The organism is Pseudoalteromonas sp. JSTW (assembly GCF_013423925.1).
Taxonomy (GTDB): Bacteria; Pseudomonadota; Gammaproteobacteria; order Enterobacterales; family Alteromonadaceae; genus Pseudoalteromonas; species Pseudoalteromonas lipolytica.
Window position 1 is genome coordinate 1,356,969 of sequence record NZ_CP058972.1, and the last position, 25,175, is coordinate 1,382,143.

The window sequence follows — 25,175 nt, forward strand, 5'->3', positions numbered from 1 at the left end:
GGTAGAGCAATGCAGGAGCAATTGCAGTGAACACCTCAATAACGACATTTTTGTATTGTTATCAACGAGGTTATATTGCCTCAACATAGAGCACTTAATTAAGCGAATGGTATCACAGTGCGTTGGGGTATTTTTACTTGCTTAATTGTTAAGAAGTTAATAGGCTGAGTTGTCAATTACTTAAAAGATAATAATAATGAAATTTAGTCTATTAACGGTATGCGTTGCTGCATTTTTAACAGGGCCTATTCACGCTGCTGATAACGTTGAAAAACGCTCAGCAGCTGAAATTATTGAAACCGCAGATGAGTCTCAATGGCGCATTGTGCAACCAAACAACGTTCTTAAACTTACTCTCCCGACGGGTGCCGCGTATATTGAGCTCAATGATGGCTTGGCGCCTTTGCACGCCAATAATATGCGACTACTCGCCCAAGAAGGTTTTTATCAAGGGCTGAGTGTTTATCGCTTTGTTGAAGGTTTTGTCGCGCAAGGTGGTGACGCGAATGAAACAAAGTCGGTTAAAAAGGCGAAAAAAGCGCTGCCTGCTGAATTTTACTTAAAAACGGATACACCACTGGCGATCACTGAATTAAAAGGCCCAGATGGTTACGCAGTAAAAACGGGCTTTCTAAATGGGTTCGCGGTTGCGCAAAATGAAAGTCAAACACAAACATGGCAAGTGCATTGCCCCGGTATCTTTGCAATGGCTCGTGATAACGATATTAACAGTGGTGGCACAGAATTTTATGTCACTATAGGTAATGCACAGCGCTACCTAGACCGAAATATTACAGTGTTTGGGCGTGTATTAGAGGGGATGGAGCACTTTAACCAATTAATGCGAAAGCCCATTGAAGGTGCGGTATTTAATCCTATTACAGATATGCAAGTTCTGGCTGATATTACAGACACTGATACAAGCCAGTTTAAAGTAATGAAAACAGATTCAACAGCTTTTAAACAGTTAATCGATGCGCGCAAAAATCGAGTAGAAGATTGGTTCGTTGAAAGCCCACATTACATCGACGTATGTGCCATGCCTATTCCAACCGAGCGAATAATGCCAAGTCGCAGTAATACTTAATCATTTTGAGGGATTAAACCTGTCGCTACCTGTGTTAAAAGTGTCGGATTTACGACTGCCTGGATGCAGGAGGTAGAGCAATGCAGGAGCAAATGCCGAGAACACCCCAATAACGACATTTTTGCCTTGTTATCAACTCGGTTTGATTGCCTCAAAACTGTTCATTTAATTGAGCGAATTGGCATAAATAAGCCATGACCACCCAATAGATTATTTGATACAATGGTTGCCCTATTGGCAAATAACTATAAGGGTATCGGGTGGTTAACCTAGGTCCGCTGTTCGGCGAATTAAAAACATGCTTACGCAAAGATCAATTCATCCTCAAAAAACGCCTGCATGGCATCAAAAAAATAAACGATGAAACAAAGCAAGCGAACATAGCGCAAAAAATCGCGGATGATATTGCTCGCTCACAGCAATTGCGTGTTCAACGTATAGCGGCATTACCAACAGTAACCTATCCAGAGCAACTTCCTGTTAGCCAAAAGAAAGAGGATATTAAGCAGGCGATTGCCAACAACCAAGTGGTGATCATTGCAGGTGAAACTGGCTCGGGTAAAACAACACAAATTCCAAAAATGTGCTTAGAGCTTGGTCGTGGGGTAGAGGGCTACATAGGGCATACTCAACCAAGGCGTTTGGCAGCTCGCAGCGTTGCTAACCGTATTGCTGAAGAGATGCAATGTGAGCTTGGTCAGCAAGTCGGTTTTAAAATTCGTTTTAGTGATCAGGTCTCAGATAACAGTTATATAAAATTGATGACCGATGGTATTTTGCTGGCTGAAATTCAGCAAGACCGCTTTTTAAATCAATATGATACGATTATTATCGATGAAGCCCATGAGCGTAGCCTAAATATCGATTTTATTTTGGGCTATTTAAAGAACTTATTGCCAAAACGCCCCGATCTAAAAGTCATTATTACCTCAGCAACCATCGATCCAGAGCGATTTTCTCAGCATTTTGATGACGCCCCGATTATTGAAGTGTCAGGACGCACTTTCCCTGTAGAAGTACGTTATCGCCCAACTACAGAGATTAATAAAGAAGAGATGGAAGCCGATGGTGACCAACTGCAAGGTATTTTTGATGCCGTTGACGAGCTGTGTGACGAAGGACCCGGTGACATTCTTATCTTTATGAATGGTGAGCGTGAAATACGCGACACTGCCGATGCGCTTTCTAAACGCAACTTAAAAGGCGCAGATATCCTGCCACTCTATTCGCGTTTATCGAATGCAGAACAAAATCGTATTTTTGCACCGCATTCACGTCGCCACATCATTTTAGCCACAAATGTGGCAGAAACCTCGTTAACCGTGCCCGGCATTCGGTATGTTATTGACCCAGGCACCGCGCGAATTAGCCGTTACAGCTACCGTACTAAAGTACAACGCTTACCAATAGAGCCAATTTCACAAGCCAGTGCCAATCAGCGTAAAGGCCGTTGTGGTCGTATCGAAGCGGGTATTTGTATTCGTTTATACAGCGAAGATGATTTTAATTCGCGTCCAGAATTTACTGACCCTGAAATTCTACGTACTAACTTAGCGTCGGTTATCTTGCAGATGCTAGGCCTTGGACTGGGCGATATGCAACAATTTCCGTTTGTACAAGCGCCAGACAGTCGTAACATCAATGATGGTTTAACGTTACTCGAAGAGCTTGAGGCGGTTAAACCTGCTAAGCGCCATAAGCAAACTGAGCTGACTAAATCAGGACGTAGTTTAAGTCGTTTACCCGTCGACCCGCGTTTAGCCAAAATGGTGCTAACCGCAGACAGCCTTGGGGCATTGCGTGAAGTCATTATTATTGTTGCTGCGCTTTCGATTCAAGACCCCCGTGAGCGACCCCAAGAAAAGCGGGGGGCAGCTGATGAAAAACATGGCCGATTTGATGATCCAGATTCAGACTTTATCGCATTTTTAAATCTGTGGAATTATCTTGAAGAGCAACAAAGTGAGTTAAGCAATAGTCAGTTTAGAAAGCTGTGTCAAAAAGACTTTTTAGCTTATATGCGTATTCGAGAATGGCAAGATATCGTTTATCAACTGTCGACTGTGTGTAATGAAATGGGCATGAAAGCAACAACTAACGTTGCCGACAGCGACCGAATTCATCAGTCACTCTTAAGCGGTATGTTGAGCCACATTGGTTTTAAAGACGAAAAACAAATTTACAAAGGCGCACGTAATAGTCAGTTCCATATTTTTCCGGGCTCAGGATTATTTAAAAAGAGCCCTAAGTGGATTATGGCTGCGGAGCTGGTGGAGACAAGTAAACTCTACGCTCGTATAAATGCCCGTATCGACCTTAAATGGGTTGAAGGTTTTGCTCAACATTTAGTGAAACGCAGCTACAGCGAGCCTCATTGGGAGAAGAAACCGGGTGCTGTTATCGCCTTCGAGCAGCAAACTTTATACGGCCTGCTTATTGTTAATAAGCGTCGTTGTGTATACAGCAAAATTGATCCTAAAGTGAGCCGAGAGTTGTTTATTCGTGGCGCTTTGGTAGAACAAGAGCTTGGTCAGAATGAAGGCTTTTTACAGTATAACCAAGAGCTTATTGATGATATTCAAGTGCTTGAGAATAAGTCTCGTCGTCGCGATATCTTAGTGGATGAGCAAACACTGTATGAGTTTTACGACAAAAAAATTCCTGCTGATATCAACAATCGTGCGGCATTTAACGCCTGGTGGAAGCAACAAAAACAAAAAGATAAACGCTTTTTGCACATGTCACGTGAAGCGTTAATGCAGCATGGTGCTGATCATGTCACCGAATTTGATTACCCAGATACATGGCAACAAGAAAACTTACTCTTGCCGCTGACGTACCATTTTGATCCAGGGCAAGCTGTTGATGGTGTTGCGGTTCAAATTCCGGTTGCATTACTTAATCAAGTACAAGAAACCGGCTTTGATTGGCATATTCCTGCGTTTAGGCATGAGTTGATTTGCGCATTAATTAAGTCATTACCAAAAACACTACGCCGTAATTTTGTTCCAGCTCCGAACTACGCCGATGCTGTATTAGCGGCAATTGAGCCTATGCAAGGCAATTTAATTGACGCCATAAGCACTCGTTTGCTGCGTATGACAGGGGTACGTGTTGAGCCAGACGCTTGGGATTACTCAACGTTGGCCCCTCATTTGCGTTTGCAGTTTGAAGTTCGCGATGAGCACGATAAGTTACTTGCTCGAGGTCTAAATTTGGCTAAGCTGAAAGCTCAGCTTCAGGGCAAAGTCACCGATACCTTATCAAAAGTGGCTGATAAAGGCATAGAAAAAGCCGACTTAACACAGTGGAGCTTTGGTGAGTTACCAGCTTCCTATGTTAAAAAGCAAGGTCAGTATGAAATAAAAGCGTTTCCAGCTTTAGTCGATAAAAAAGACTCCGCTGCGGTTGAGTTATTTGATAACGAACAAAAAGCACAGCAGGCGCACCAACAGGGCTTACGTCGTTTAGTGCTTTTAAATGTACCGTCACCGATTAAGTATTTGCAGCAAAATTTACCTAATAAATCTAAGCTTGGGTTGTATTTTAACCCCTTTGGTAAAGTGAATGATTTGATTGATGATTGTATTGCTGCAGGTGTTGATAGTTTATTGATAAAGTACGGCAACATTCGTACTCAGCAAGCATTTGAGCAGGCTAAAGAGCAAATTCGTGGTGAGTTGGGCGATACGGTGGTCGACATAGCAACGCAAGTTGAGCAAGTGCTCAGCATTGCTCACAGTCTTAATAAGCGTATGAAAGGGCGCGTAGATTTAACCATGATCACTGCTCATGGTGATATTAAATCACAATTACAAAGCCTCGTTTTTAAAGGGTTTGTAAGTCAGCACGGCGCGGCAAAAATGGCGGATTTAATTCGTTATTTAAAAGCGATTGAACGTCGTCTAGAAAAACTCCCTGTTGATCCTAATCGAGATCGTTTATGTGTACTTGAACTAGAAAAAGTGGCTGAACAGTATCAAAAACTGGCGAATAAAATTCCCAAAGGAATGCCCGTACCTGATGAAATCAGGTCTATTTTTTGGATGCAGCAGGAATTACGTGTTTCTTTATTTGCACAAACACTAGGGACACCTTATCCTGTATCTGCAAAGCGTGTTTTAAACGCAATCAAAGAATGTGAGTTATAATTCAGTAAAGGTATGCGCAATGAAACAGAGAATTCATTGCGCTTGAATTAGTAACACAAATGCTAAAAGGAGATTATGTGGGCATAGAAAAGGATAAACCGATTGCAGTTCCAGCAGACACTTCACGTCGAGTAAGACCAGAAATTTTGGTTGTTGATGATGAATATTTTAACTTCGAAATGCTCAAAGCAACCTTAAGCAATGAGTTTTCGTTAAGCTATGCGGATTCAGGAACATCGTGTTTGGCATCGGCTATTGCAAACCCTCCCAATGCCATTTTATTAGATGTGTGTATGCCTGGTCTTGATGGTTATGACACGTGTCGGTTATTAAAAAACACCCCAGAAACAGAAAATATCCCCGTTGTTATGGTATCTGGCTTAGAATCTGAACTTGAGCAAAAAGCAGGATTTGATGCTGGATGTGACGCCTATGTAGTGAAACCATTTTCTGTTAAAACACTCATAGAAAAAATAAAAGCACTTGTGTAAGGAGGCGTCATGTTTCATGAGGAAAAGCGCGATTTTCGCCGCATGCAAATTCATACCCCTGCAAAGTTAATACCTTTAGAGGGCGAAAATAGTCACACCGAAATAGTCGTTACATGCACTGATTTAAGTGCAACAGGCTTAGCAATATGTTGTGATGAAGTATTAGAAATTGGCAGTGTTTACCGAGTGGTGATTGCCTCTACGAGCACAGCAATCACCTCGTTTGATGCAACAGTTAAAGTTATTAGAGCAACCAAGGAGCAAGATGGCTCCTTGAGTGCAGGACTTGAAATTGTTCACTTTAACTAGGTTTTAGCTGTTTTAGTACACTTTACAGATAAGGCCTTTTAGGTAAAAACCTTCGGGGTAGCTGCCAGCAATAGGGTGGTCGGCAGCTTGGTTTAATCGTTCCATAATCAGTAAATCTTTACCTGCATCTAGCGCTGCATCGGCAACCACTTTTTGAAATAAGTTTTGTTCCATTAAGCCAGAGCACGAGAACGTTAATAAGGTGCCACCGGGCTTTAGTATTTGCATCGCAATCATATTAATATCTTTATAGCCGCGACATGCGCCGGTCAGCTGTGCTTTATTGTCTGCAAATTTAGGCGGGTCCATCACGATGGTATCAAACAGCTTGCCTTCATCACGGTATTGACGCAGTAACTTAAAGACGTCTTGCTTAACAAAATCGACTTTATTCAAATCTAGGTTGTTGTGCTCCACATTGCGTCTGGCGGTATCGAGCGCAGGTTGCGAAACATCCACATTGGTTACATGCTGACAGCCGCCACGTAATGCGTACAGCGAAAATGTGCCAGTATAACTAAAGCAGTTAAGCACTGTTTTATCTTTAGAGAAGCGTTCTAGAGCCGCACGACTATCACGTTGGTCTAAATAAAAGCCTGTTTTATGACCTTCTATAATATCGACTTCTAGCTTTAGGCCGTTTTCTTCAATTAATACGGGCTCTGTCGGTGCATTACCCCACAGAACACCTTTGATTGGATCTAACCCTTCCTTTGTTCGCACGTCGACATCAGAGCGCTCGTAGATATCGCAGCCAGGAAAAATAGCCATTAATGCCGCGACTATTTCGCCCTTGTGGCGCTCTGCACCTGCACTGAGTAACTGACATACTAATACGTTATCAAACTTGTCGATTGTGATACCCGGTAAGTAATCAGACTCCGCAGCACTTAAACGAAAGCCTGTTAAGCCTCCCTCGCTGATCACTTGCTGGCGTGCATCGTACGCACGGCGAAGACGCTTTTCGAAGAATGCTTGATCAATCACTTCGTTTTGGTCAAAGCTCCATACACGTGCGCGTATTTGTGACTCTGGGCTGTAAGCTGCAATGGCGAGAAACTTACCGTCATTATCATAAATAGTAACCGTATCACCTAGTCCTGGTTTACCTTTTACTTTTTTAATGGCTTTAGAGAACACCCAAGGGTGTTTTCTTTTTAATGATTTTTCTCGTCCAGCTTGTAGGTAAATAGCAGATGACATAGGGATTCTCGCGTCAAACAAAAGGGGGCATAGTTTAATGAAGCACTGGCAAACATACAATGAATGTTTTGAACAAATCCAGTAACCACGTTAAAGTAAGCATAATTTCAATCAGTTAATGGTAACAGCCGCTTTATGCAGTCAAAAATAGACTTTGCAGAACTTGAAACCCAGTGTCGAGATTTTATTTTATCTTTACTTCATGCCGATGTGGCACACGACATTAGCCACATTGAGCGAGTGGTGAGGGTTGCAAAACAGCTGTGCACTGCAGAAGAGGCTAATATGGCAGTCGTGTTACCCGCAGCCTGGTTACATGATTGCGTTGCGGTTGCTAAAAACCACCCTAATAGAGCGAAAGCGTCAACAATGGCTGCAGACAAAGCGTTGAGTTTTTTATCATCCATTAATTACCCTGAGCAATACTTTGCCGCAATTCATCACGCCATTGTTGCACATAGTTTTAGCGCTAACATCGCAGTACAAAGTGTTGAAGCACAAATAGTCCAAGACGCTGATCGAATGGATGCATTAGGGGCTATTGGGGTAAGTCGCTGCATGAAAGTGGGTGGCTCGATAGGGCGTTATCTTTACCATAAAGACGATCCATTCTGTTTACATCGTGAGCCTGATGACACTAAATACACGCTTGATCACTTTTTTATTAAACTATTACATATCGCCCAAAGTATGAATACACCTTCGGCGAAAGATGAAGCAAAAAGACGAACAGAGTATATGTTGGCCTTTCTAGAGCAACTTAAATCTGAGGTTGGTGAGTAACCATGGGTGTACCTTTATTAAACGGGGTTGATCACTGCCATTTAAATGTTGATGATTTGGCGCGGGCAGTGACATGGTACCGTGATGTGTTAGGTTTTTCTGTGGTTCCTGAGCTTGCTTTTTGGGATGAAGGTAAAGGTCCATTAACCCTTGAAGATCAGGCAAAAACAATCCGTCTCGCATTATTTGAAGCGCCCGGCAATAGTAAAGGGATCGCTTTTAGTGTAAACGCAGCGCAATTTTTAGCGTGGCTTGAGCATTTAGCTCAATTTAATATAAAAACGGTGATTGCCGACCATGGCGTGACTTATTCTATGTATTTTAAAGACTGTGCTGGCAACAGTCATGAAATTACCTCTCATGATTATGAGCAAATTAAAAAGGGGCTTAAGTAAGGCCCCTTTAAATGGGTATAAACTAGCGAGAGTAAGTATTTTTAATCTCGATAATTGCGTCGATTTGGCCAATGAATAAATCGACGAGTTGGGGATCAAAGTGTTTGCCTGATTCGGCTTGTAGCAGCTCTACTGCTTTTTCAACTGGCCACGCATCTTTGTATGGGCGCACAGAGGTGAGTGCATCAAATACATCAGCAATACTGACGATACGACCTTCAATGCTGATCTCTTCTCCTTTTAAACCAAGAGGGTAACCCGTACCATCCCACTTTTCATGATGCTCCAGTGCAAGCTTATGAGCGAGCTGTAATAGGGGAGAGCTTGAATTTTCGAGTATTTTTGCACCAATGACAGCATGTTGCTTCATATGCTCAAACTCGTTGGCATCTAAACGGCCGGGTTTTAAAAGTACTGAATCGGGTATGCCTATTTTGCCAACATCATGCATAGGGGCGGCTTGTTTCAACTGTTCAGCTTGGTATTCAGTCATGCCATAAGCTAACGCGAGTACTTTACTGTAGCGACTCATACGGGCGATATGCTCACCTGTATCTGTGTCTTTATATTCTGCCGCTCGGCCTAAGCGATTAATTAAATCAATATGGGCTAATTGTAATTGCTCGGCCTGCACTAGCGATAAATGTGTTTTCACTCGGGCTCGCACAATAGCAGGGCTGATGGGTTTGGTTATATAATCAACAGCACCAAGTGAAAAGCCTTCGGACTCATCTTGTTCATGGGACAGTGCCGTGACAAATATCACGGGAATATGAGCTGTTTCAGGGTTCGCTTTTAAAATTTTACATACCTCGAAGCCATTCATATCTGGCATCATGACATCCAGTAAAATTAGTTTTGGAGGTTCATTTTCAATGAGCTGCAGAGCTAAATCACCCGATTTAGCAAATGATAACCGATAGTCATTTGCAAGAACTTCACGCATGACCTTAAGATTTGCGGGCTCATCATCAACGACAAGAATTCTTGCTCGATCAGTAATTTGACTCATGACTGCTCCTTAATCAGCTGCAATGCGGTGCTTTAAATTGGCTAATGCAGTACTTGCTGCATCAAAGTCAAAGTTATCAAAATGTCCAACTATCTCTGCGACTGCGTCTTTATACTCGACAGGGGCATTGTTTTGAACATCACTCAGTAGTTCATCATCTATTTCAGCATGCTCGGCTTGATTTTGTAGTGCCTCGATGTGATTTAAAAATACGCTTATCGATACCGCTTGCGAAGGTGTTTTATCAGTATTAACCTGCTCTTGCTCATCGAGTAAAGTAGCCAGTGCTTGCCACTCTTGATAGCACGCAGTTATTAATTTAGAAAAGTCTTCTTTACCCTGTTCTTTTTCGGCCTGCGACAATAAATACAGTAATTTCGTTAGTGTCAAATTGCCCGCCACACCTTTTAGCGTGTGTAACAGTGTCGTTTGTTCAGATGCATTAAGTGTTGACTCTTTTAAACGTAGAATACTCTGCTGATGATTAGCAAGAAATAAGCGTATTTCAGTATTAAGCTTTTCTTTGCTACCCCACATTTGGATACCTTTAACATAATTGATATGTTGCTTTGCTTTGTTATCAGGCTTAGCTGTGATGTGCTTAATTTCTAAACCGAGCACTTTCGCTATCTCATGATTAACTTGTTGTATATCGACGGGTTTGTTTGCAAAGCCATTCATACCTGCTTGCTTAGCTGTGAGCTTATCTTGTTGAAGCACGCTGGCGGTCAACGCGATGATAGGTGTTTTCTTTAATTGTTGTTGCTGCTCTAATTCACGAATTTTTTTACAAGCAGTTATACCATCGCATTCAGGCATGTGGATATCCATTAAAATGATATCAAAGCTGTGTTGTTTAAATTCAGCAATAGCCTCTAGCCCATTTTTTGCTTTATACACTGTGTGGCCAGCTTGTGAGAGTAATATGTTTAATAGCTCGACATTTTGTTCAATATCATCAACCACTAAGACACGAAGAGGTGGTAATGTAAGTAGGTTATTACTGAGTTTATCTACTTTATTAATGTCGCCTTCTTGCAAAGGAAGAGAAAAGAAAAAACAACTGCCTTCGCCTTCATTACTCACGGCACTTATTGTGCCTCCCATAAGCTCGACCAATTGCTTGCTTATGGTGGTGCCTAAGCCTGTGCCGCCAAAGCGACGCGTCATCGTTCCATCGGCTTGTTCAAAAGGTTGGAAAATTGCTTTCAAGCGGTGTTTTGCAATGCCAATCCCAGTGTCTTGCACCTCAAAAAAGAGCTGATTGTTTTGTGTCTTACTTACACTAATCGTGACAGAACCTGATTCTGTAAACTTAACCGCATTACCAATTAAGTTATTGAGTACTTGACGAATACGCGCGTCATCACCGATATAAATTGGTGCGACATCATCAGCAATTTTTAAATCTAATAACAGGTTTTTGCGCTTTGCTTCAAGCCAAAAGGTAGAAACGATGTTATCGAGAAGGGCTTGTAAGTTAAAGTGCTCGTGATGAATATCGAGTTTGCCTTTTTCTAATTTTGCCGAGTCTAAAACATCGTTAAGAAGATGCAATAATGAGCGTGCTGCATTATTTACGGTAACGATGTGCTTTTGTTGTTCTTTATTAAGTGGGCTGTCCATTAAAATATCGCTGAACCCGATAATTGCATTCATGGGCGTGCGAATTTCATGGCTCATATTTGCCATAAATGCCTGTTTAGCTTGTGCAGCGGCTTCAGCTTCTTGTTTTGCGTGTTTTAATGATTCTTCATAGATATGGCGTGCGGTAATATCAACTAATACACCATCAACCCACTGAACTTCAGAATCATCCGTTTTGTTAATAGAACCTTGATCTAATACCCAAACGACCTTACCGCTGCGATGGCGTACGCGATACTCAAGTGCATATTGATTTTTTTCAGAGATTGCTTTTGTCATGATCTCATTAATATGCGCTTCGTCTTCTTTATTTATAATGTCAGCAAAACTGATGGCTTTTGACGTAAATTCTTCGGCAGTATAGCCCGTTAGATCAAATACATTGGGACTAATGAACAGCATGCTCCAATGGTCATCGAGCAAACAACGAAATACAGCGCCAGGCGTGTTATTCATTAACGTGCGATATTGCTGTTCTTTTTCTTCTAGGCTGCGTTGTAATGCGCGTTGTTCGGTTAAATCGGTTATAAAGCCCACAAACAACGTTTCTGCATCGGGTTGTTTCACTTCACCAAGACCTAAGCGAATAGGGAATAAATGACCTTCCTTGTGTTTTGCACACACGTCGCGGTTAACGCCAATCACTTTTTTAAGAGCGTGGTTGCCACTGTTTAGCAAATAACCATCGTGCTGAGCCGCAATGTCGTCATCCATCAACACTTTCACGTTCTGACCGAGCACTTCTTCTTGTTTCCAGCCAAAGATACTTTCTGCAGATTTATTAAAGCTTAAAATAATACCGCGACAATTAATTGTCACAATACCATCGATTGCCGTACTTAAAATGGCATCGAGTCGTGATTCTTCTGCCGATTTATCAGCAAGCAGCATACGATAGCGCACCATACCATTGATAATCGCAACGACAGCGGTTAATAACACGGTAGCAAATGACACCATGGCAGCAATAAAAACAAGATTGGTATTGTCTGTGTTATCGGATAAAAAAGGGGAGGTCGCGACAAATCGCGTTGCAGCCATGCCCATGTAATGCATACCGGCGACAGCAAAACCTAAAATAATGGCGCAAATAATCCGGTTTTGTAATGCGGTTAAATTTTGAAAGTGGTCGTTCAAATGAAAGCGAGTATACAGCCCAATAAAGGATAAAAACACGGCAACAAAAATGGATGCAGCAAACCACATAGGGTCATAACGAAGTAATGGGCTCATTTCCATTGCCGCCATACCCGTGTAATGCATGGTACCAATACCTGCGCCCACTAACACAGAACTCATGAGTAACTTTAACCCTGCGGGAATATGTGCAATGTCTTTACTGCGTATTAGTGACATACCTGTGTAGCAGGCTAAAAAAGCAGGAATAAACGAAAAAAATGTCAGAGCAGGATCATAGTTAATGGTTGTGCATAAAGAAAATGCAAGCATACCAATAAAGTGCATACTCCAAATTCCGCCAGACAAGACTAGAGAGCCGGTTGCATTGCCTAGTTTTCTGTATGATTCAAAGCGGGTTTTATTGGCTAAATCAATAATATGCAATGAGAAATATGCAGCAAAAATAGCGGTAGCAATCGAAAGGACAACTAAACTAGGATTGTACACCCCACTTATGATTAAGCTTGGATTTTGATCGGTAATAAAAAATTTCGCGAGCATAATAATTCGTTCAGACTGCAAGTAATGTCAGTCTAATACAATTTGCGCCAGATTTAGAGAAAAAAGATATGACAGACTAAGTAGGATTTGTTTCATTAGCTATATTTAATTAGAAAATACTTAAGTGTGAGACTACCCATGCGCAGGACTGAGCAGACACTCGTCGAGCAAATGCAAATAAATGATGTTGAAATTCAGCATAGAATGAATTTATTAGGGCTCTCTTCACAATGCTTAGCATCACTCATTAACTATAAACCACTTATCGAGTCGGCGATTGAGAAAATGGTTGATGAGTTCTATAAAAAGCAAACAGAAGTCGATGAAATTTCATTACTTATTGGAGATGCTGACACACTGACACGTTTAAGAGATGCACAAAGACAATACATTATAGATTTATTTTGTGGCTGTTATGAAAATGATTACGTTAATAATCGGCTACGTATTGGCATGGTACATAAGCGAATTGGGGTAGAGCCCAAACTGTATTTATCGGCGGTATGTACCCTTAAAGAGCTCATTTTTGATGTGTTAAGAAACACCATAAAAGACCATGCAGAGCTAAATCAAACATTAACCATTATTGATAAGCTTATTTATTTTGATACAACATTAGTGTTTGATACGTACATTGCGAGTCTTGTTGGCGAAATAGAAAATGCGAAACGAAGAACAGAAGTGTATGCGAAAGGGCTTGAAGAGAAAGTAGCGCAGCGTACACATGAACTTGAAAAACTTGCCAAACTAGACCCCCTCACAAATTTGTATAATCGCCGAGAAATGCAAGAGTTGTTTCAGCGAGAATTAGCAAGAGCGCGCCGTCAGAAGCTACCTTTGACTATTGTATATTTTGATTTAGACAACTTTAAATCAGTGAATGACACACAAGGGCATTTGAAAGGTGACGAGGTATTAAAATTCATCGGGAAATATCTTAAAAAGAATACAAGAGAAATAGACATTGCCTGTCGTTATGGGGGAGATGAATTTTGCCTGATCATGCCAGATTGCGACGTAGAAAACACCATTGCGATATGTAATAAGCTGATCGTTGCTTTTGAAGCAAAATACCCCGCATTACATTTGAGCTTTGGCATTATTTCAGCGCCTTTAGACAGCACCGTCGGTGCTGAGGAGCTTATAAATCGTGCTGATCGGAAAATGTACGAGGCTAAAAAGCATCAAGGTTCTCACATAATCCATTAACGTGTCATACGCTTTACAAACACCACCACAAACAGCGCTAGCGAAAAGCTGCCACAAAATGCTTCAATCGCTGCTATGAGCCTTGATAATCCAATGGGGGTTATATCGCCATAGCCTAGCGTTGTAAAAGTAACAACGCTAAAGTAAATGCTGTTTAAAAGTGCTGATACGTTATCATCGAACGAATTATCAAAACTAAATCTAAGCAATGAATCTTGATAGCTGACACCAAATAAAAAGTAACATATTGCGCAACAAACGATAAGAGACAGACTAAAGCGAATGACATTTTCAGGTTTTTCACCATAACCACATAACATGTCAATAAAGCTGGAAGTAATTTGTTTCGTTGATCCTTTCGGGTACTGTGCGTGGCGCATTCTTAATTCTTTATAGGTAAAGTTACCCGCGAGCTCGAAAAGCCCTTGGTCTTCAGACGCTTTACGTAAATTTCTGTATATTTCTTCGGATTGTTCAAATAAGTCGCGTGCAGTCGAGTATTGCCTATTTCGACGAGCTTTAAACGCCTCGGCTTCTTGCAGTAATTGTTCGCCTAAATCGATATTATCAATGCGGCTATCACTGAGTTTAACCCCAAGTAGGTTGGTATTTCGTAAATCGCAGTAGTGTAAGCTGGCGCTATGAAGGTTCGCTTTCATTAAGGATGCATTGGCAATTTTATTGTTGAAAAGATGTGCCCCCGACAAATTGGCTCGATAAAAATTGCAGTAAGAAAGATCATAACCTTCTTCATCATCTTTCTTTATTAAATTTAGACCCACTAAATTTGCACGTTGTAATTGCAGACCCTGAAGTAACCCGCCCTTTTTCGCATATCGTTCAAGTTTTTGAGTCAGCTCTAAGCCTGATTTATCAAATTTATTGTCATGCCAAAAGCAATACCCAGAACCCATATCGGTTTCTTGACACGTGTTACCTGTTGGTGAAATGTAGCTACAACACGGTTTATCAGGCATAAGAATAAAAACTTATTTATGAGTCATCTTTATAGATTAGCAGGTATTTTACGGGGTAAAATATAATACAAAGATTTTATTAATTACATTGGCTTATTTTGTTTGAGTACACGTTAAAACGCAGTAAACGTAGAAAAACTGTCGCGATTAAAGTCGCCGAGCAGCAGTTGACTGTGTATGCACCTCACTTTGTCCCGCGTAAAGATATTGAAGCGTGGTTAAAAACAAAGCAGCATTGGGTTGCAGAGCAAGTTACTAAACAATCATTACACGCTGAGCAGTGTCAATTTCCCATTAAAAATTCGCAAATCAAGCTATTTGATCAGGTAATTCCCCTTGTATTTAAGCAAGAAAATTGCAGCCAATGGTATCAAGACACTGATACTCATGAATTAACCCTTGCTATTTCACCGCGCGTTAAACTCACAGACGCAAAGTATCTTGCATTGATGGAAGAGTTTTTACATGACAAGTTAGAAACCTACCTTGAGATGCGTATACAAAACTACTGTATTCAAATGAGAGAAGCGTTACCAACACGTCTTAAAATTCAACATTACAAGCGTCGATGGGGCAGTTGTAATCGCCAAAGAGAGTTAACCTTTAATTTGCACTTAGCCAGTGCGCCCCTATGGGTTATTGATTATGTTGTTGTTCATGAACTTGCGCATTTAAAGCATATGGATCACAGTGCGGCATTTTGGCAACGGGTGAGTGAGTTTTATCCCGAACATAAAAAAGCAAGCAATTGGCTGAAAGTGAATGGTCCATTTTTACGCTGGCTCTAATACTAATCCGCAAAAATACTTAATCATTTTGAGTGATTAAACCAGTCGCTACCTGCGTTAAAAATGTCTGATTTACGACTGCATGGATGCAGGAGGTAGAGCAATGCAGGAGCAATTGCCGAGAACAACTAAATAACTAAATAACTAAATTTTTGCCTTGTTATCAACGCGGTTTTATTGCCTCAAAATAGACCACATAATTAAGCGTAATGGTATAACAAAAGGATAATTCAATTGAAAATAGCTGTATTTTTAGTTTAACGATTTAGGAAAAGAGAAGTAAATAATAATATGAAAAATAGAATAGTGAATTAGCAGAGAAGGAAAGTGGTGGAGGGAGCTGGATTCGAACCAGCGAAGGCTGAGCCGTCAGATTTACAGTCTGATCCCTTTGGCCGCTCGGGAACCCCTCCACACTAATTTTTATTGCATTTGGCCCCACTTAACTGAGCGTAGAAAAGTGGTGGAGGGAGCTGGATTCGAACCAGCGAAGGCTGAGCCGTCAGATTTACAGTCTGATCCCTTTGGCCGCTCGGGAACCCCTCCAATGCAACGGCGCTGATAATAGCAAACTGGCTCTTTAAGTAAAGAAAAAAACTAAAGAAAAATAGATTAATGCCGATAACTGGTTAATCTTGAAACTATTCGGCCAAAGTCTATGCAAATTGATGGTTTGTTGCTCAACGAGAGTCAACTTGATAATCGTCTTAACAAAAGTGTTCATGAACACCGCCAAGGTGAGTTTGCCTTATTATTGGCGATGCTGTCTCATGATGCGCTTGATTTTAGCCAGTTTCATTTACCGAAAACAGAATTAACCGATACTCAGAGTTCAGAACACGTACTCAGAAATGAGTTAGGGGCAGGCCCAAAACAACCATTAGCGCCTGAACAATATGATATGTTAATCGGGCAGAATAATGGGCTGCGACTTTTAGAAGGTGGCTTGTCAGATATTCGCCTACGTAATTGTCTCAGTCCTGAGCCGCTTGCTATCCGCGATGATAAAAATCATGTGCCGTTAGAAGTCATCGATAACTGTGAGCCAGCAGTCAGAAAACGCTATTACGATAAAAACGCACCCACAGAGCGTATGCAAATGGATGCAGCTGCGTTTTATGACAGCTTAACGGACGAGGCGATTCATCAGCCTTTGCAATTGGCAACTGCTTAATTAATTGAAATTGTCATACTCGCCTTGTACGCTACACTTACAAAGATAGGTAAATTGGTGCAAATCAGTAAAAAGTACAGCTAATTTTTTATGTGCTTGTTATAATGCGCCCAAATGGCTTTATGCCATTATCATTGAACCAAGTTATTAGGACTATAATGAAGAAAACATTCACGCTTAACCATGAGAAAATTAAATACCCTCGCATGGTTGATGCAGCTAAGCACGAAGTGAAGAAGTATTTAAAACGTGAGCGTAATAAAACTCTCCCAGAAGATGCCGATTACTGGGCATTTGATTGTAAATTTGGAGAGTCAGCTGACGACGCGAAAGTCGTTCATGTGGCGGAAATTAATAAATGCATTAGCGATATTGAAGCAAAAGGGCTTACATCGTTTTATGTCGAGATTCTAGCGCGTCCAGCACAACGCCAGTTACAAGAATTTGACGAAGAATAGTCGTTATAATTCATAGAATTTAAGAATGGGCCTTGAGGCCCATTTTTATTGTCTGAAATACAATGACATTATTTTGTGTTGATTTATATCACATGCCCACCACGCAACGGCTTTCCCTACAATGGCTAGTCAAGGTTTAGATTGGCTATATAAAAAGTGAATAGCTGTGATTTAAATTGCGTGACACTTTTTATATTTTTTGCCGCTACCGCAAGGGCATTCATCATTACGGCCAATTTTAATATCAGCAACAGGCGTTATTTCACCATCAAGGTAACGCCATAGTCCATCTTCTTTAATAAAACGCGATTTCTCGTGTAACTCACAATACAAGTTTTGGTAAAAGTAATTTGCTTTAAATTCTACAAAACCTTCTTGCTCGTTATATTCAGTATCTAAAACGCTTAGCTTGGTAAAACGACAGCTATTAGCAAAATCTTTGATTTCGCTAACAGGGTTAGCGGTTTGTTGGCTTTGTGCGTATGTTGTAAAGACATATTTTGCATCTTTTAAGGCATAAGCACTAAAGCGAGAACGCATAAGTTGTTCCGGCGTTTGCGCTTGGCTATCGCCTGCGTGCAAAGGTTGGCAGCAAAGCGAGTAATCTTGTTTGCTGCCACAAGGACAAAGGGAGTGTGTGAGTGATGTCATAACAACTTACCTAAAACAATAAATTGCTATTTTAGCAAGCCTATTGTGGCTGCGGTACTAAATTGTTTAATGGGTTGCTTTTGGTGAAGCAGTAAAACTTTGCAGATGCATGTTCTAAATTAAGAGTCATAGAATCTAGTTGATTGTTGCTGACAATATCTGTCCAGGTGATCACTGCGGCAAAGTTACCGTTGTGCAGCGCCGAACTTAGCACATATTCAAGATTCACAAGGTGCTTTTGTCTGATCACTAACAGTTTACTGGTGTCGATTGAACATGAATCGAGTAATGCTTTACTTGGCACATGATCAGGTGCAATTAACAATGTCCACGCACTTTGGCTGTTATAGTGATGTAATACCTTTAATAGCTCAAATGTTGCTGAAATTTCGTCTTCAATTTGAATTAAATTAACCGACGCTTTGTCGTTATCTTGTTGATAGCTTTTAACGGTTCTTAAGGTAATTGGCTGTAACATAACTTTCACTCACTGGTTGTTTATACAGTATGTGTATACAGTAGTTTATACAGTGTTTTTGCGCAAGTGTTTTTTTGCTATTTTTTTAACCAATTATTCAGCTTTTAATAATTTTAAAAAATTAAATCTTTAAAAACAATTGGTTATTTTATTTCTTTGCAGTGTGATATTTTGTGAAAAATGGATGAAGTAATATATATAGTGTTTTATACCGAAGTTTATACAGTAGTTTGTATGCAGGATATTTGAGGTTTATACAGGTGTTTTGATAAAGAAGCCGGTGTACACCGGCTTCTAAAATTTAGTTTTTCAAGTACGTATTTAAAAACTCAAGGTACGCGTTTGATGCTTTGATACGGTTTTCTTTTTTAGTAAAACCATGACCTTCGTCATCGAACAACACGTATTCTACGGGGACACCATTCGCTTTTACTGCGGCAACAAGCTCATCACTCTCAACTTGCAATACACGAGGGTCGTTTGCACCTTGAATAACCATCAGTGGTTTCGTAATGTTTTTAGCATGGAAGAGGGGAGATATCGCTCGATGGCGTTCGCCATCAGTTGCAGGGTCACCCATTTCATCGTACAGTGCCTTTTTAAAGCTTTCCCACCAAGGTGGTATAGAGTTTAATGTTCTTACCCAGTTAGTTACGCCAAAAATATTAATACCTACTTTAAATTCTTCAGGTTCGAAAGCCAGCGCCGCTGCCGTCATAAAGCCACCGTAACTGCCACCCATAATGCCAATTTTATCAGCATCAACCCAGTCTAAGCTCTGTAAGTGCTTTTTCCCGTAGACAATATCTTGCAAATCGTCTGTGCCATGCTTTTTATCATCTAAATGGAAAAAAGTTTTACCATAGCCAGAGCTACCGCGATTGTTTACAGCAAATATAGCATAGCCATGATTAACTAAATGTTGCTGCATTGCGCTGTAACCTGTGCGGCTCTGGCCGCCCGGACCACCATGCACCCACACTAGAGCAGGCACTTTATTATTACTATTAGCCTGTTTGGGCTTATATAAAACGCCAGGGATTTCTAAACCGTCAAAGCTTTTAAAACGCACAATCGTGCTTTCAACGAGATCATTTTGATCAATTGCATCGCTTAAAGTATGGGTCAGTTTTTTTGCTTTCGTTTCGCCTAATTGCCAAACAAATAAGTTACTTGGCGAGGTATCTGAATTTAGGTAAAACGCCATGCTCTTTTCATCAGCTGAAAAGCTTACACCACGTAAATTGCCCGGGGGCAAGGCAGGCATATCGATTTGTTTATTGGTTTTTGTGTCAATGATTGTCACTTTAGTACTGGCATCAGCATTAACCCCACTTACTTGGTAACGCCCCGATTTTGAGAAGTAAATAAAGCTGACATCCCAGTCATCTTTTAGGGCGGGGCTGTGCTCACCTGTCGTTAAGTCATAGCGCCAAACCTGTGAAAATTCACCTTTTGCATCGGTCGAGTAATACAGAGACTTGCTGTCTTTTGAGAATGTTTCAGGGCCATATTGCGCTTCATTATCATGACGAGTGATTAGCTCAGGTTTGAGCGTTTTTTTCATTGTATCGAGAATGAACACATCACTGTCTTTATTAGAGTTATTTTTTGATAAAGCAATAAAGCGGCCATCAGGGCTAATCGCCCCGACATCTAGACCAAGAGTATTTTGATAAACAGGTGTTATTTCATAGCGTGAACTGTCTACGCGATATAAATCCATAAACTTAGGATCGCGTTGATTACTCGTTATAAAAAAGTGTTTGCCATCGTCTGTAAAGCCCGCAAAGCTGGCACGAGTTTCATCGCCAGGAGTCAGGTCTTTGACAGTGCCGTCTGTCTCACGTACATAAATATGATAGCGCTCGTTCCCGCCTGAGTCCTTGGTAAATAATACGCGCTCATCGTTTGGAAAATAGCGAACAGCATAGGTGCTGTCTTCAAAGTTTGTTAAACGTGTTTTGTTCGCTGTTTTAATATCAATTTCATAGAGGCTATAGATGCCGCTTTCATCACTGCTAACAAGGATTTTGTCACCTTTAGGTGAAAAGCTGCTGCCCATAATTGAAGTGGTATCAAAAAATGTTTCAGCGTCATACTGTTTAATAGTGTGTTCTTGTTGCTGACTAATTGCGCTGGTGGTCGTTTGGTTTGATTGTGAACATCCTGCTAATGCAAGGCTTAATGCACACGCAATGGCTGCTAGTTGAAAACTCGGTTTCATTTTAATTATTCCTTATTATTTTTCCGTTATTGAGTCTTACTTGTTCAATATATAAACGCAAGTTTTGCAGCTAAATAATTGTTACAAAGCATGTAACTTTTTAGGGACATTGCTGTGTTACAATTTAAATTTCGCAAAGGAATGGCAATGATAGAAATAAAAAATCTCAATAAGCGTTTTGCTACAGCAACCGTGTTCGAAAATTATAATAAGCAATTTAACAGTAAGAAAATGTGCTTACAGGCGAGCAATGGGAGTGGCAAAACCACGTTACTGATGATAATTGCTGGCCTTGAAAAACCACAGTCGGGGCAAATAATGTATGCTAATAAACAGCATAGTTCACCACAAAAGTATGTGGCTATTGCCAGCGATCGCATTTGTTTACCTGATTTTTTAACGGCTCAGCAAATTATTCAACTGACCTGTAAAGCCTTAAATGTGCCTGCGCCAATTGACCTTATTAACGGATTTAAGTTCAGCGAACACTTACACACCCGTTTTAGTGCATTATCGACAGGCAATCAAAAAAATGCCAGCTTATAATCACGTTTATGAAGCGGGCGCCTTATTTGCTTTTAGATGAGCCGAGTGCAGCACTTGACCAAGCAAGTATCCATTATTTACTCAATTTGCTTGATAACTATTTAAGTGATAAACCCGATGGGCAAATCATTTTAACCAGCCACGAGCCAGATGTGTTTTTACACCAAGGCTTTGAGTGTACGTCATTATGATAGAGAGCTTGTCACGTTATAATGCAGTAATGAGCTACCGCTATTTAGCATATACAACTGCACTTAAGAACTTACTGGCGCAGCTTAAAAACTTTGGTTTGTTGTTTGCGTTAGTGCTTGGGCCTGCGGTTTTAGGCATCGCGCTATTGTTATTTTTGGGGCTGGGTAAAATTGTAGACAGCCATGAACATGCCCGTTTTAGCGCCCAGTTAGCTTTGCTCTATCTGGCACTGCAAGCCGTTATGTTATGGGCTGTTGCTCCTGCTATAACAAACTCAGAAAATAGAGCCTTTCAAGCACATATCTTTAAGCCTGCTTGGCTAATTTTAATCGACTGTAAGCTTTTACTACTCAGTAATGTGTGGTTAATGGCAAGCTTATTGATAGCCGTTGACCTTCGTCTTCAGCAATGGTTGCAGGTTCCTCATTTTATTCTATTTATGCTGTTGCAGTGGCTGTGCGGTTTAATGGTAATTTATAGACCTTATTCGCTATTTTATGGTTTTTTAGCGTGTAGTATTCTGGTTCTTTTACCGTTTAGTTTAGATTCCTTACACTACCATAGCGGCTTTTTAATTGGTTTTATGGGGAGTTTATTTTTTCCTAACATGAACCTCAGTCACAAACGTGTGGTTAGTTCACTCACTTCATTTTGGATTAGTTACTTTTTGGAGCACAGCTGGAGTGTAATTTGGCGAAGTGCTTTGTTTACTGCAAGCCTATTAGCCGCAGTGCAACTAGTTGAAATTCGTAGCGACTTTAATCATGCGATACAGGTTATGGTGTTGGCAAACTGTGTATTACTAAGTAGTTCATTACAGTTTGATTGCTTTGCAGTGCTTCAAAAATACCGAATGTTTTTTCAAACAAATGGTCAGTACAGACGGTTTTATTTAAGTCATTTTATACCCAGTTTACTGTTTTATGGTGCAGCGACATTGGCGGCAATGCTTTTGTTAAATGTTTTACAATGGCCGCTGGTCGCTTTGGCTGCTGTGTGGTGCTTTTTACAGCAGCTTTTAGCGCAAAAAAAACCAGCGCATTTTGCGCTGGTTTGGTGTGTTATAACAATTGGAATAGCGTTAATTGCTTAAGCTGCATCAGCTTTGCTGTTATTTCCGCTACGTGCAGCTTTACCTGCAACGAGGTCAGCTGGGTCAAAATCGTCTACGTTAATTACATCGAGACGAGCTTTTTCAACAGCAGCTAATTTATCAGCTTCGGCTTGGCTTAAAATGCCTGCTTCAAGGCCCATTTGTGCCACTTTATCAAGTTGGAAGAAAGGCAGTTTTACACCTTTTTCGCGGCATACTTTATCAAATAATGGTTCAACTTCTAGTACGTCTTTAAGCGTTTGCTCTTGACGGCCCACTAAGTTAAGTGGCTCATTTTTAAGGTATACATAACTTGCTAAACGGTTACGTGTTTCGCTAGGTACTTGTAATAAGTGTGCGAGTTTGTGCTCAAGCTTATCTGTTGGCTTGCGTACTGGGCGACCAAATGGGAATAACATGATTTTAAGCATCGCACGAAGCGCAGCAGACGGCATGTTATTAATTAAGTCAGCCAGTGCACGTTGGCAGTGATAAAGGTGATCTTGGCAGCTCCATTGAACAAGCGCAAAATCTTCTTTTTTACGGCCTTCGTCGTTGTAACGTTTAAGTGTTGCAGACACTAGGTATAAGTAGCTTAGTAAGTCACCTAAACGTGCTGAGATACGCTCTTTACGTTTTAATGAACCACCAAATACAGCCATGCTGATGTCAGACATTAATGCAAGTGAAGCACTAAAACGTGACGCTACGCGGTAAAACTCTGCGGTTTCATCTTTGTACGGCGTACTTGTAAAGCGCGCACCGGTGAATGCTAACCACTTAGTACGTACTAGGTTCGAAATGGTAAAACCAATATGACCCATAAGTGCTTTGTCGAATACTGCAAGTGCTTCTTCGCGGTCTTCAATCGAGCATGCACCTAGTTCAGTAAGTACGAACGGATGACAACGAATTGCACCTTGACCATAAATGATCATGTTACGCGTAAGAATGTTTGCACCTTCAACTGTTATTGCAATTGGCGCACCTTGGTAACCACGGCCTAAATAATTGTTTGGACCAAGCATAATGCCTTTACCACCGTGAACATCCATGCCGTGAATGGTTGCTTCACGCATTTGTTCTGTTAAGTGGTATTTAATGATAGCTGATACCACTGACGGCTTTTCACCAAGGTCAACGGCACCGGTCGACATGCTGACTGCGGCATCAGAGCTGTAGGCATAACCTGCAAGTTTTGCGAGTGACTCTTCAACCCCTTCCATTTGACCGATAGGTAAACGGAATTGACGACGAATGCGGCTGTATGAACCAGTAGCAAGTGCGATGGTTTTAATTCCACCCGTTGAATTAGACGGCAAGGTGATTGCGCGGCCTACCGATAAGCATTCAACCAACATACGCCAGCCTTGGCCAGCCATTTTAGGGCCACCAATGATGTAATCTAGTGGAACGAAAATATCTTTACCGCGAGTAGGACCATTTTGGAATGGAACATTTAGCGGGAAGTGACGACGACCAATTTCAACCCCAGGGGTGTCTGTTGGGATGAGCGCACAAGTAATACCTGGCTCTTTGTCATCACCTAATAAACCGTCTGGATCTTGTAATTTAAAAGCAAGACCAAGCACTGTCGCAACAGGTGCAAGGGTAATGTAACGTTTATTCCATGTTAGGCTAATACCTACCACTTCTTCACCATTCCACTGACCTTTACATACGACACCGTAATCAGGAATAGCACTCGCGTCTGAACCGGCTTCAGGTGAGGTTAGGGCGAAACATGGAATTTCTTGACCACTTGCTAAGCGTGGTAAGTAATGATCTTTTTGCTCTTTAGTACCATAGTGCTGAAGCAGCTCACCTGGACCTAACGAGTTAGGCACACCAACAATTGAAGAAAGTAGTGTTGATTTACTCGTAAGCTTTTGCAGTACGCATGATTGTGCAAACGCAGAAAACTCTAAACCGCCGTATTCTTTTTTGATGATCATGGCAAAGAATTTATTATCTTTTAGATATTGCCAAACATCTTGTGGTAAATCGGTTAATTCATGAGTTGCGTGCCAATCATCAAGCATGCCACATACTTCTTCAACAGGACCATCAATAAAGGCTTGCTCTTCAATGGTTAGTTTGGGTACTGGGTATTGATGTAATTTATTCCAGTCAGGACGGCCGCAGAATAGATCTGCTTCCCACCATGTTGTACCGGCATCGATTGCTGATTTTTCTGTATCCGACATTGTCGGAGTGACTTTTTTAAATGCAGCAAAAATAGGCTTGATAATGTATTGTTGACGAATGCTAGTCACAGAAAGTGGCACAGCAATTAATAAGAATAGTAGCCAACTAATTGCGCCAAACGCGCCAGCAAAAGTGCCAACAAGTAATGTCGCAATGGCAATACCTAAGCAGGTATTCCAGCTTGCTCTGTGGTAACTCGCAATACTAAGCAGCACGAGTAAACCAAGTAAAAATAAGAGAGTCATTGATTATTCCTTAATAGAGGTCAGACCACCTCTCTTAGAGTAGCGCTAGATACGCTAATTATCAAGAGGTGGACACGGATAAAACTAATTTTACCTGTTCATTTTTTTACAGTGTAAACCATGATGAGCAGACAACCAGATTGGCATTCGGGTTTATTATTGCGATTTAAT

At 41.0% G+C, this 25,175-nt stretch carries 21 protein-coding genes and 2 tRNA genes; 13 read left to right on the top strand and 10 right to left on the bottom strand.

The annotated features are described in order from the left end of the window. Positions 1-196: 196 nt before the first annotated feature. The 4 genes from GZH31_RS06265 to GZH31_RS06280 all read left to right on the top strand — a co-directional run bounded on the left by GZH31_RS06265 (position 197) and on the right by GZH31_RS06280 (position 6,038). On the top strand, positions 197-1,087 hold the full coding sequence (locus tag GZH31_RS06265) for a peptidylprolyl isomerase (RefSeq protein WP_180311483.1): 891 nt from the start codon (positions 197-199) through the stop codon (positions 1,085-1,087). Positions 1,088-1,347: 260 nt separating this feature from the next. Then, a complete protein-coding gene (gene hrpA, locus GZH31_RS06270) occupies positions 1,348-5,238 on the top strand; it encodes an ATP-dependent RNA helicase HrpA (RefSeq protein ID WP_074989736.1) in 3,891 nt (1,296 codons plus the stop codon). 179 nt (positions 5,239-5,417) lie between these two features. Next, on the top strand, positions 5,418-5,729 hold the full coding sequence (locus GZH31_RS06275) for a response regulator transcription factor (RefSeq protein WP_230236506.1): 312 nt from the start codon (positions 5,418-5,420) through the stop codon (positions 5,727-5,729). Positions 5,730-5,738: 9 nt separating this feature from the next. Then, positions 5,739-6,038 carry a PilZ domain-containing protein gene (locus tag GZH31_RS06280; protein ID WP_036969429.1) on the top strand — a complete coding sequence of 100 codons (300 nt, stop codon included), beginning with the start codon at positions 5,739-5,741 and terminating at the stop codon, positions 6,036-6,038. Positions 6,039-6,050: 12 nt separating this feature from the next. On the opposite strand, the gene GZH31_RS06285 is transcribed toward GZH31_RS06280, so the two are convergent. Continuing rightward, positions 6,051-7,241 (bottom strand): class I SAM-dependent methyltransferase, encoded by a 1,191-nt coding sequence (locus tag GZH31_RS06285; RefSeq protein ID WP_036969427.1) that lies wholly within the window; start codon positions 7,239-7,241, stop codon positions 6,051-6,053. A 135-nt stretch (positions 7,242-7,376) separates the two neighbouring features. Here GZH31_RS06285 and GZH31_RS06290 point away from each other — a divergent pair, with 135 nt between their 5' ends. After that, positions 7,377-8,024: an HD domain-containing protein gene (locus GZH31_RS06290; protein WP_180311484.1), complete on the top strand. Its 648-nt coding sequence runs from the start codon at positions 7,377-7,379 to the stop codon at positions 8,022-8,024. A gap of 2 nt (positions 8,025-8,026) precedes the next feature. Beyond that, positions 8,027-8,419, top strand: coding sequence for a VOC family protein (locus GZH31_RS06295; RefSeq protein WP_036969421.1), 393 nt, complete (start codon positions 8,027-8,029; stop codon positions 8,417-8,419). Between the two features lie 22 nt (positions 8,420-8,441). Here GZH31_RS06295 and GZH31_RS06300 read toward each other — a convergent pair whose 3' ends face one another. Together GZH31_RS06300 and GZH31_RS06305 are read right to left on the bottom strand one after the other, a co-directional pair. Continuing rightward, positions 8,442-9,431 (bottom strand): two-component system response regulator, encoded by a 990-nt coding sequence (locus tag GZH31_RS06300; RefSeq protein WP_036969419.1) that lies wholly within the window; start codon positions 9,429-9,431, stop codon positions 8,442-8,444. Positions 9,432-9,440: 9 nt separating this feature from the next. After that, positions 9,441-12,758 (bottom strand): PAS domain S-box protein, encoded by a 3,318-nt coding sequence (locus GZH31_RS06305; protein WP_180311485.1) that lies wholly within the window; start codon positions 12,756-12,758, stop codon positions 9,441-9,443. 138 nt (positions 12,759-12,896) lie between these two features. Between GZH31_RS06305 and GZH31_RS06310 the strand changes: the two genes are divergently transcribed. Next, positions 12,897-13,967, top strand: a complete 1,071-nt coding sequence (locus GZH31_RS06310) for a GGDEF domain-containing protein (protein WP_036969415.1) — start codon at positions 12,897-12,899, stop codon at positions 13,965-13,967. Here GZH31_RS06310 and GZH31_RS06315 read toward each other — a convergent pair. Then, complete coding sequence (locus GZH31_RS06315; RefSeq protein ID WP_180311486.1) at positions 13,964-14,944, bottom strand: ion channel; 981 nt, start codon at positions 14,942-14,944, stop codon at positions 13,964-13,966. The genes GZH31_RS06310 and GZH31_RS06315 overlap by 4 nt on opposite strands. 98 nt (positions 14,945-15,042) lie before the next feature. Between GZH31_RS06315 and GZH31_RS06320 the strand changes: the two genes are divergently transcribed. Next, on the top strand, positions 15,043-15,732 hold the full coding sequence (locus tag GZH31_RS06320) for a M48 family metallopeptidase (RefSeq protein WP_036969409.1): 690 nt from the start codon (positions 15,043-15,045) through the stop codon (positions 15,730-15,732). Between the two features lie 328 nt (positions 15,733-16,060). On the opposite strand, the gene GZH31_RS06325 is transcribed toward GZH31_RS06320, so the two are convergent. Together GZH31_RS06325 and GZH31_RS06330 are read right to left on the bottom strand one after the other, a co-directional pair. Then, a tRNA-Tyr gene (locus tag GZH31_RS06325) sits at positions 16,061-16,145 on the bottom strand. 48 nt (positions 16,146-16,193) lie between these two features. Continuing rightward, positions 16,194-16,278 (bottom strand) — tRNA-Tyr (locus tag GZH31_RS06330). A 112-nt stretch (positions 16,279-16,390) separates the two neighbouring features. Between GZH31_RS06330 and GZH31_RS06335 the strand changes: the two genes are divergently transcribed. Beyond that, complete coding sequence (locus GZH31_RS06335; protein WP_180311487.1) at positions 16,391-16,906, top strand: VC2046/SO_2500 family protein; 516 nt, start codon at positions 16,391-16,393, stop codon at positions 16,904-16,906. A 158-nt stretch (positions 16,907-17,064) separates the two neighbouring features. After that, complete coding sequence (locus GZH31_RS06340) at positions 17,065-17,364, top strand: DUF6172 family protein (RefSeq protein WP_036969405.1); 300 nt, start codon at positions 17,065-17,067, stop codon at positions 17,362-17,364. A gap of 171 nt (positions 17,365-17,535) precedes the next feature. Here the strand turns inward: GZH31_RS06340 and GZH31_RS06345 are convergent, their stop codons facing one another. The 3 genes from GZH31_RS06345 to GZH31_RS06355 form a co-directional block, all read right to left on the bottom strand. Then, positions 17,536-18,015: a YchJ family protein gene (locus GZH31_RS06345; RefSeq protein WP_065979362.1), complete on the bottom strand. Its 480-nt coding sequence runs from the start codon at positions 18,013-18,015 to the stop codon at positions 17,536-17,538. A 40-nt stretch (positions 18,016-18,055) separates the two neighbouring features. Then, complete coding sequence (locus GZH31_RS06350; RefSeq protein WP_036969400.1) at positions 18,056-18,493, bottom strand: SulA-like leucine-rich domain-containing protein; 438 nt, start codon at positions 18,491-18,493, stop codon at positions 18,056-18,058. Between the two features lie 301 nt (positions 18,494-18,794). Continuing rightward, a complete protein-coding gene (locus GZH31_RS06355) occupies positions 18,795-20,720 on the bottom strand; it encodes a S9 family peptidase (protein ID WP_180311488.1) in 1,926 nt (641 codons plus the stop codon). A gap of 147 nt (positions 20,721-20,867) precedes the next feature. Here GZH31_RS06355 and GZH31_RS06360 point away from each other — a divergent pair, with 147 nt between their 5' ends. Genes GZH31_RS06360 through GZH31_RS06365 form a run of 3 tightly spaced genes read left to right on the top strand, consistent with a single transcriptional unit; the run spans position 20,868 to position 22,551 of the window. Further along, a complete protein-coding gene (locus tag GZH31_RS06360) occupies positions 20,868-21,266 on the top strand; it encodes an ATP-binding cassette domain-containing protein (protein WP_257473683.1) in 399 nt (132 codons plus the stop codon). An 8-nt stretch (positions 21,267-21,274) separates the two neighbouring features. Next, complete coding sequence (locus GZH31_RS19990) at positions 21,275-21,457, top strand: AAA family ATPase (RefSeq protein WP_257473684.1); 183 nt, start codon at positions 21,275-21,277, stop codon at positions 21,455-21,457. A gap of 8 nt (positions 21,458-21,465) precedes the next feature. Beyond that, complete coding sequence (locus tag GZH31_RS06365; protein ID WP_257473685.1) at positions 21,466-22,551, top strand: DUF6136 family protein; 1,086 nt, start codon at positions 21,466-21,468, stop codon at positions 22,549-22,551. On the opposite strand, the gene fadE is transcribed toward GZH31_RS06365, so the two are convergent. After that, positions 22,548-25,004: an acyl-CoA dehydrogenase FadE gene (gene fadE / locus GZH31_RS06370; RefSeq protein ID WP_036969391.1), complete on the bottom strand. Its 2,457-nt coding sequence runs from the start codon at positions 25,002-25,004 to the stop codon at positions 22,548-22,550. The genes GZH31_RS06365 and fadE overlap by 4 nt on opposite strands. Between the last annotated feature and the right edge of the window lie 171 nt (positions 25,005-25,175).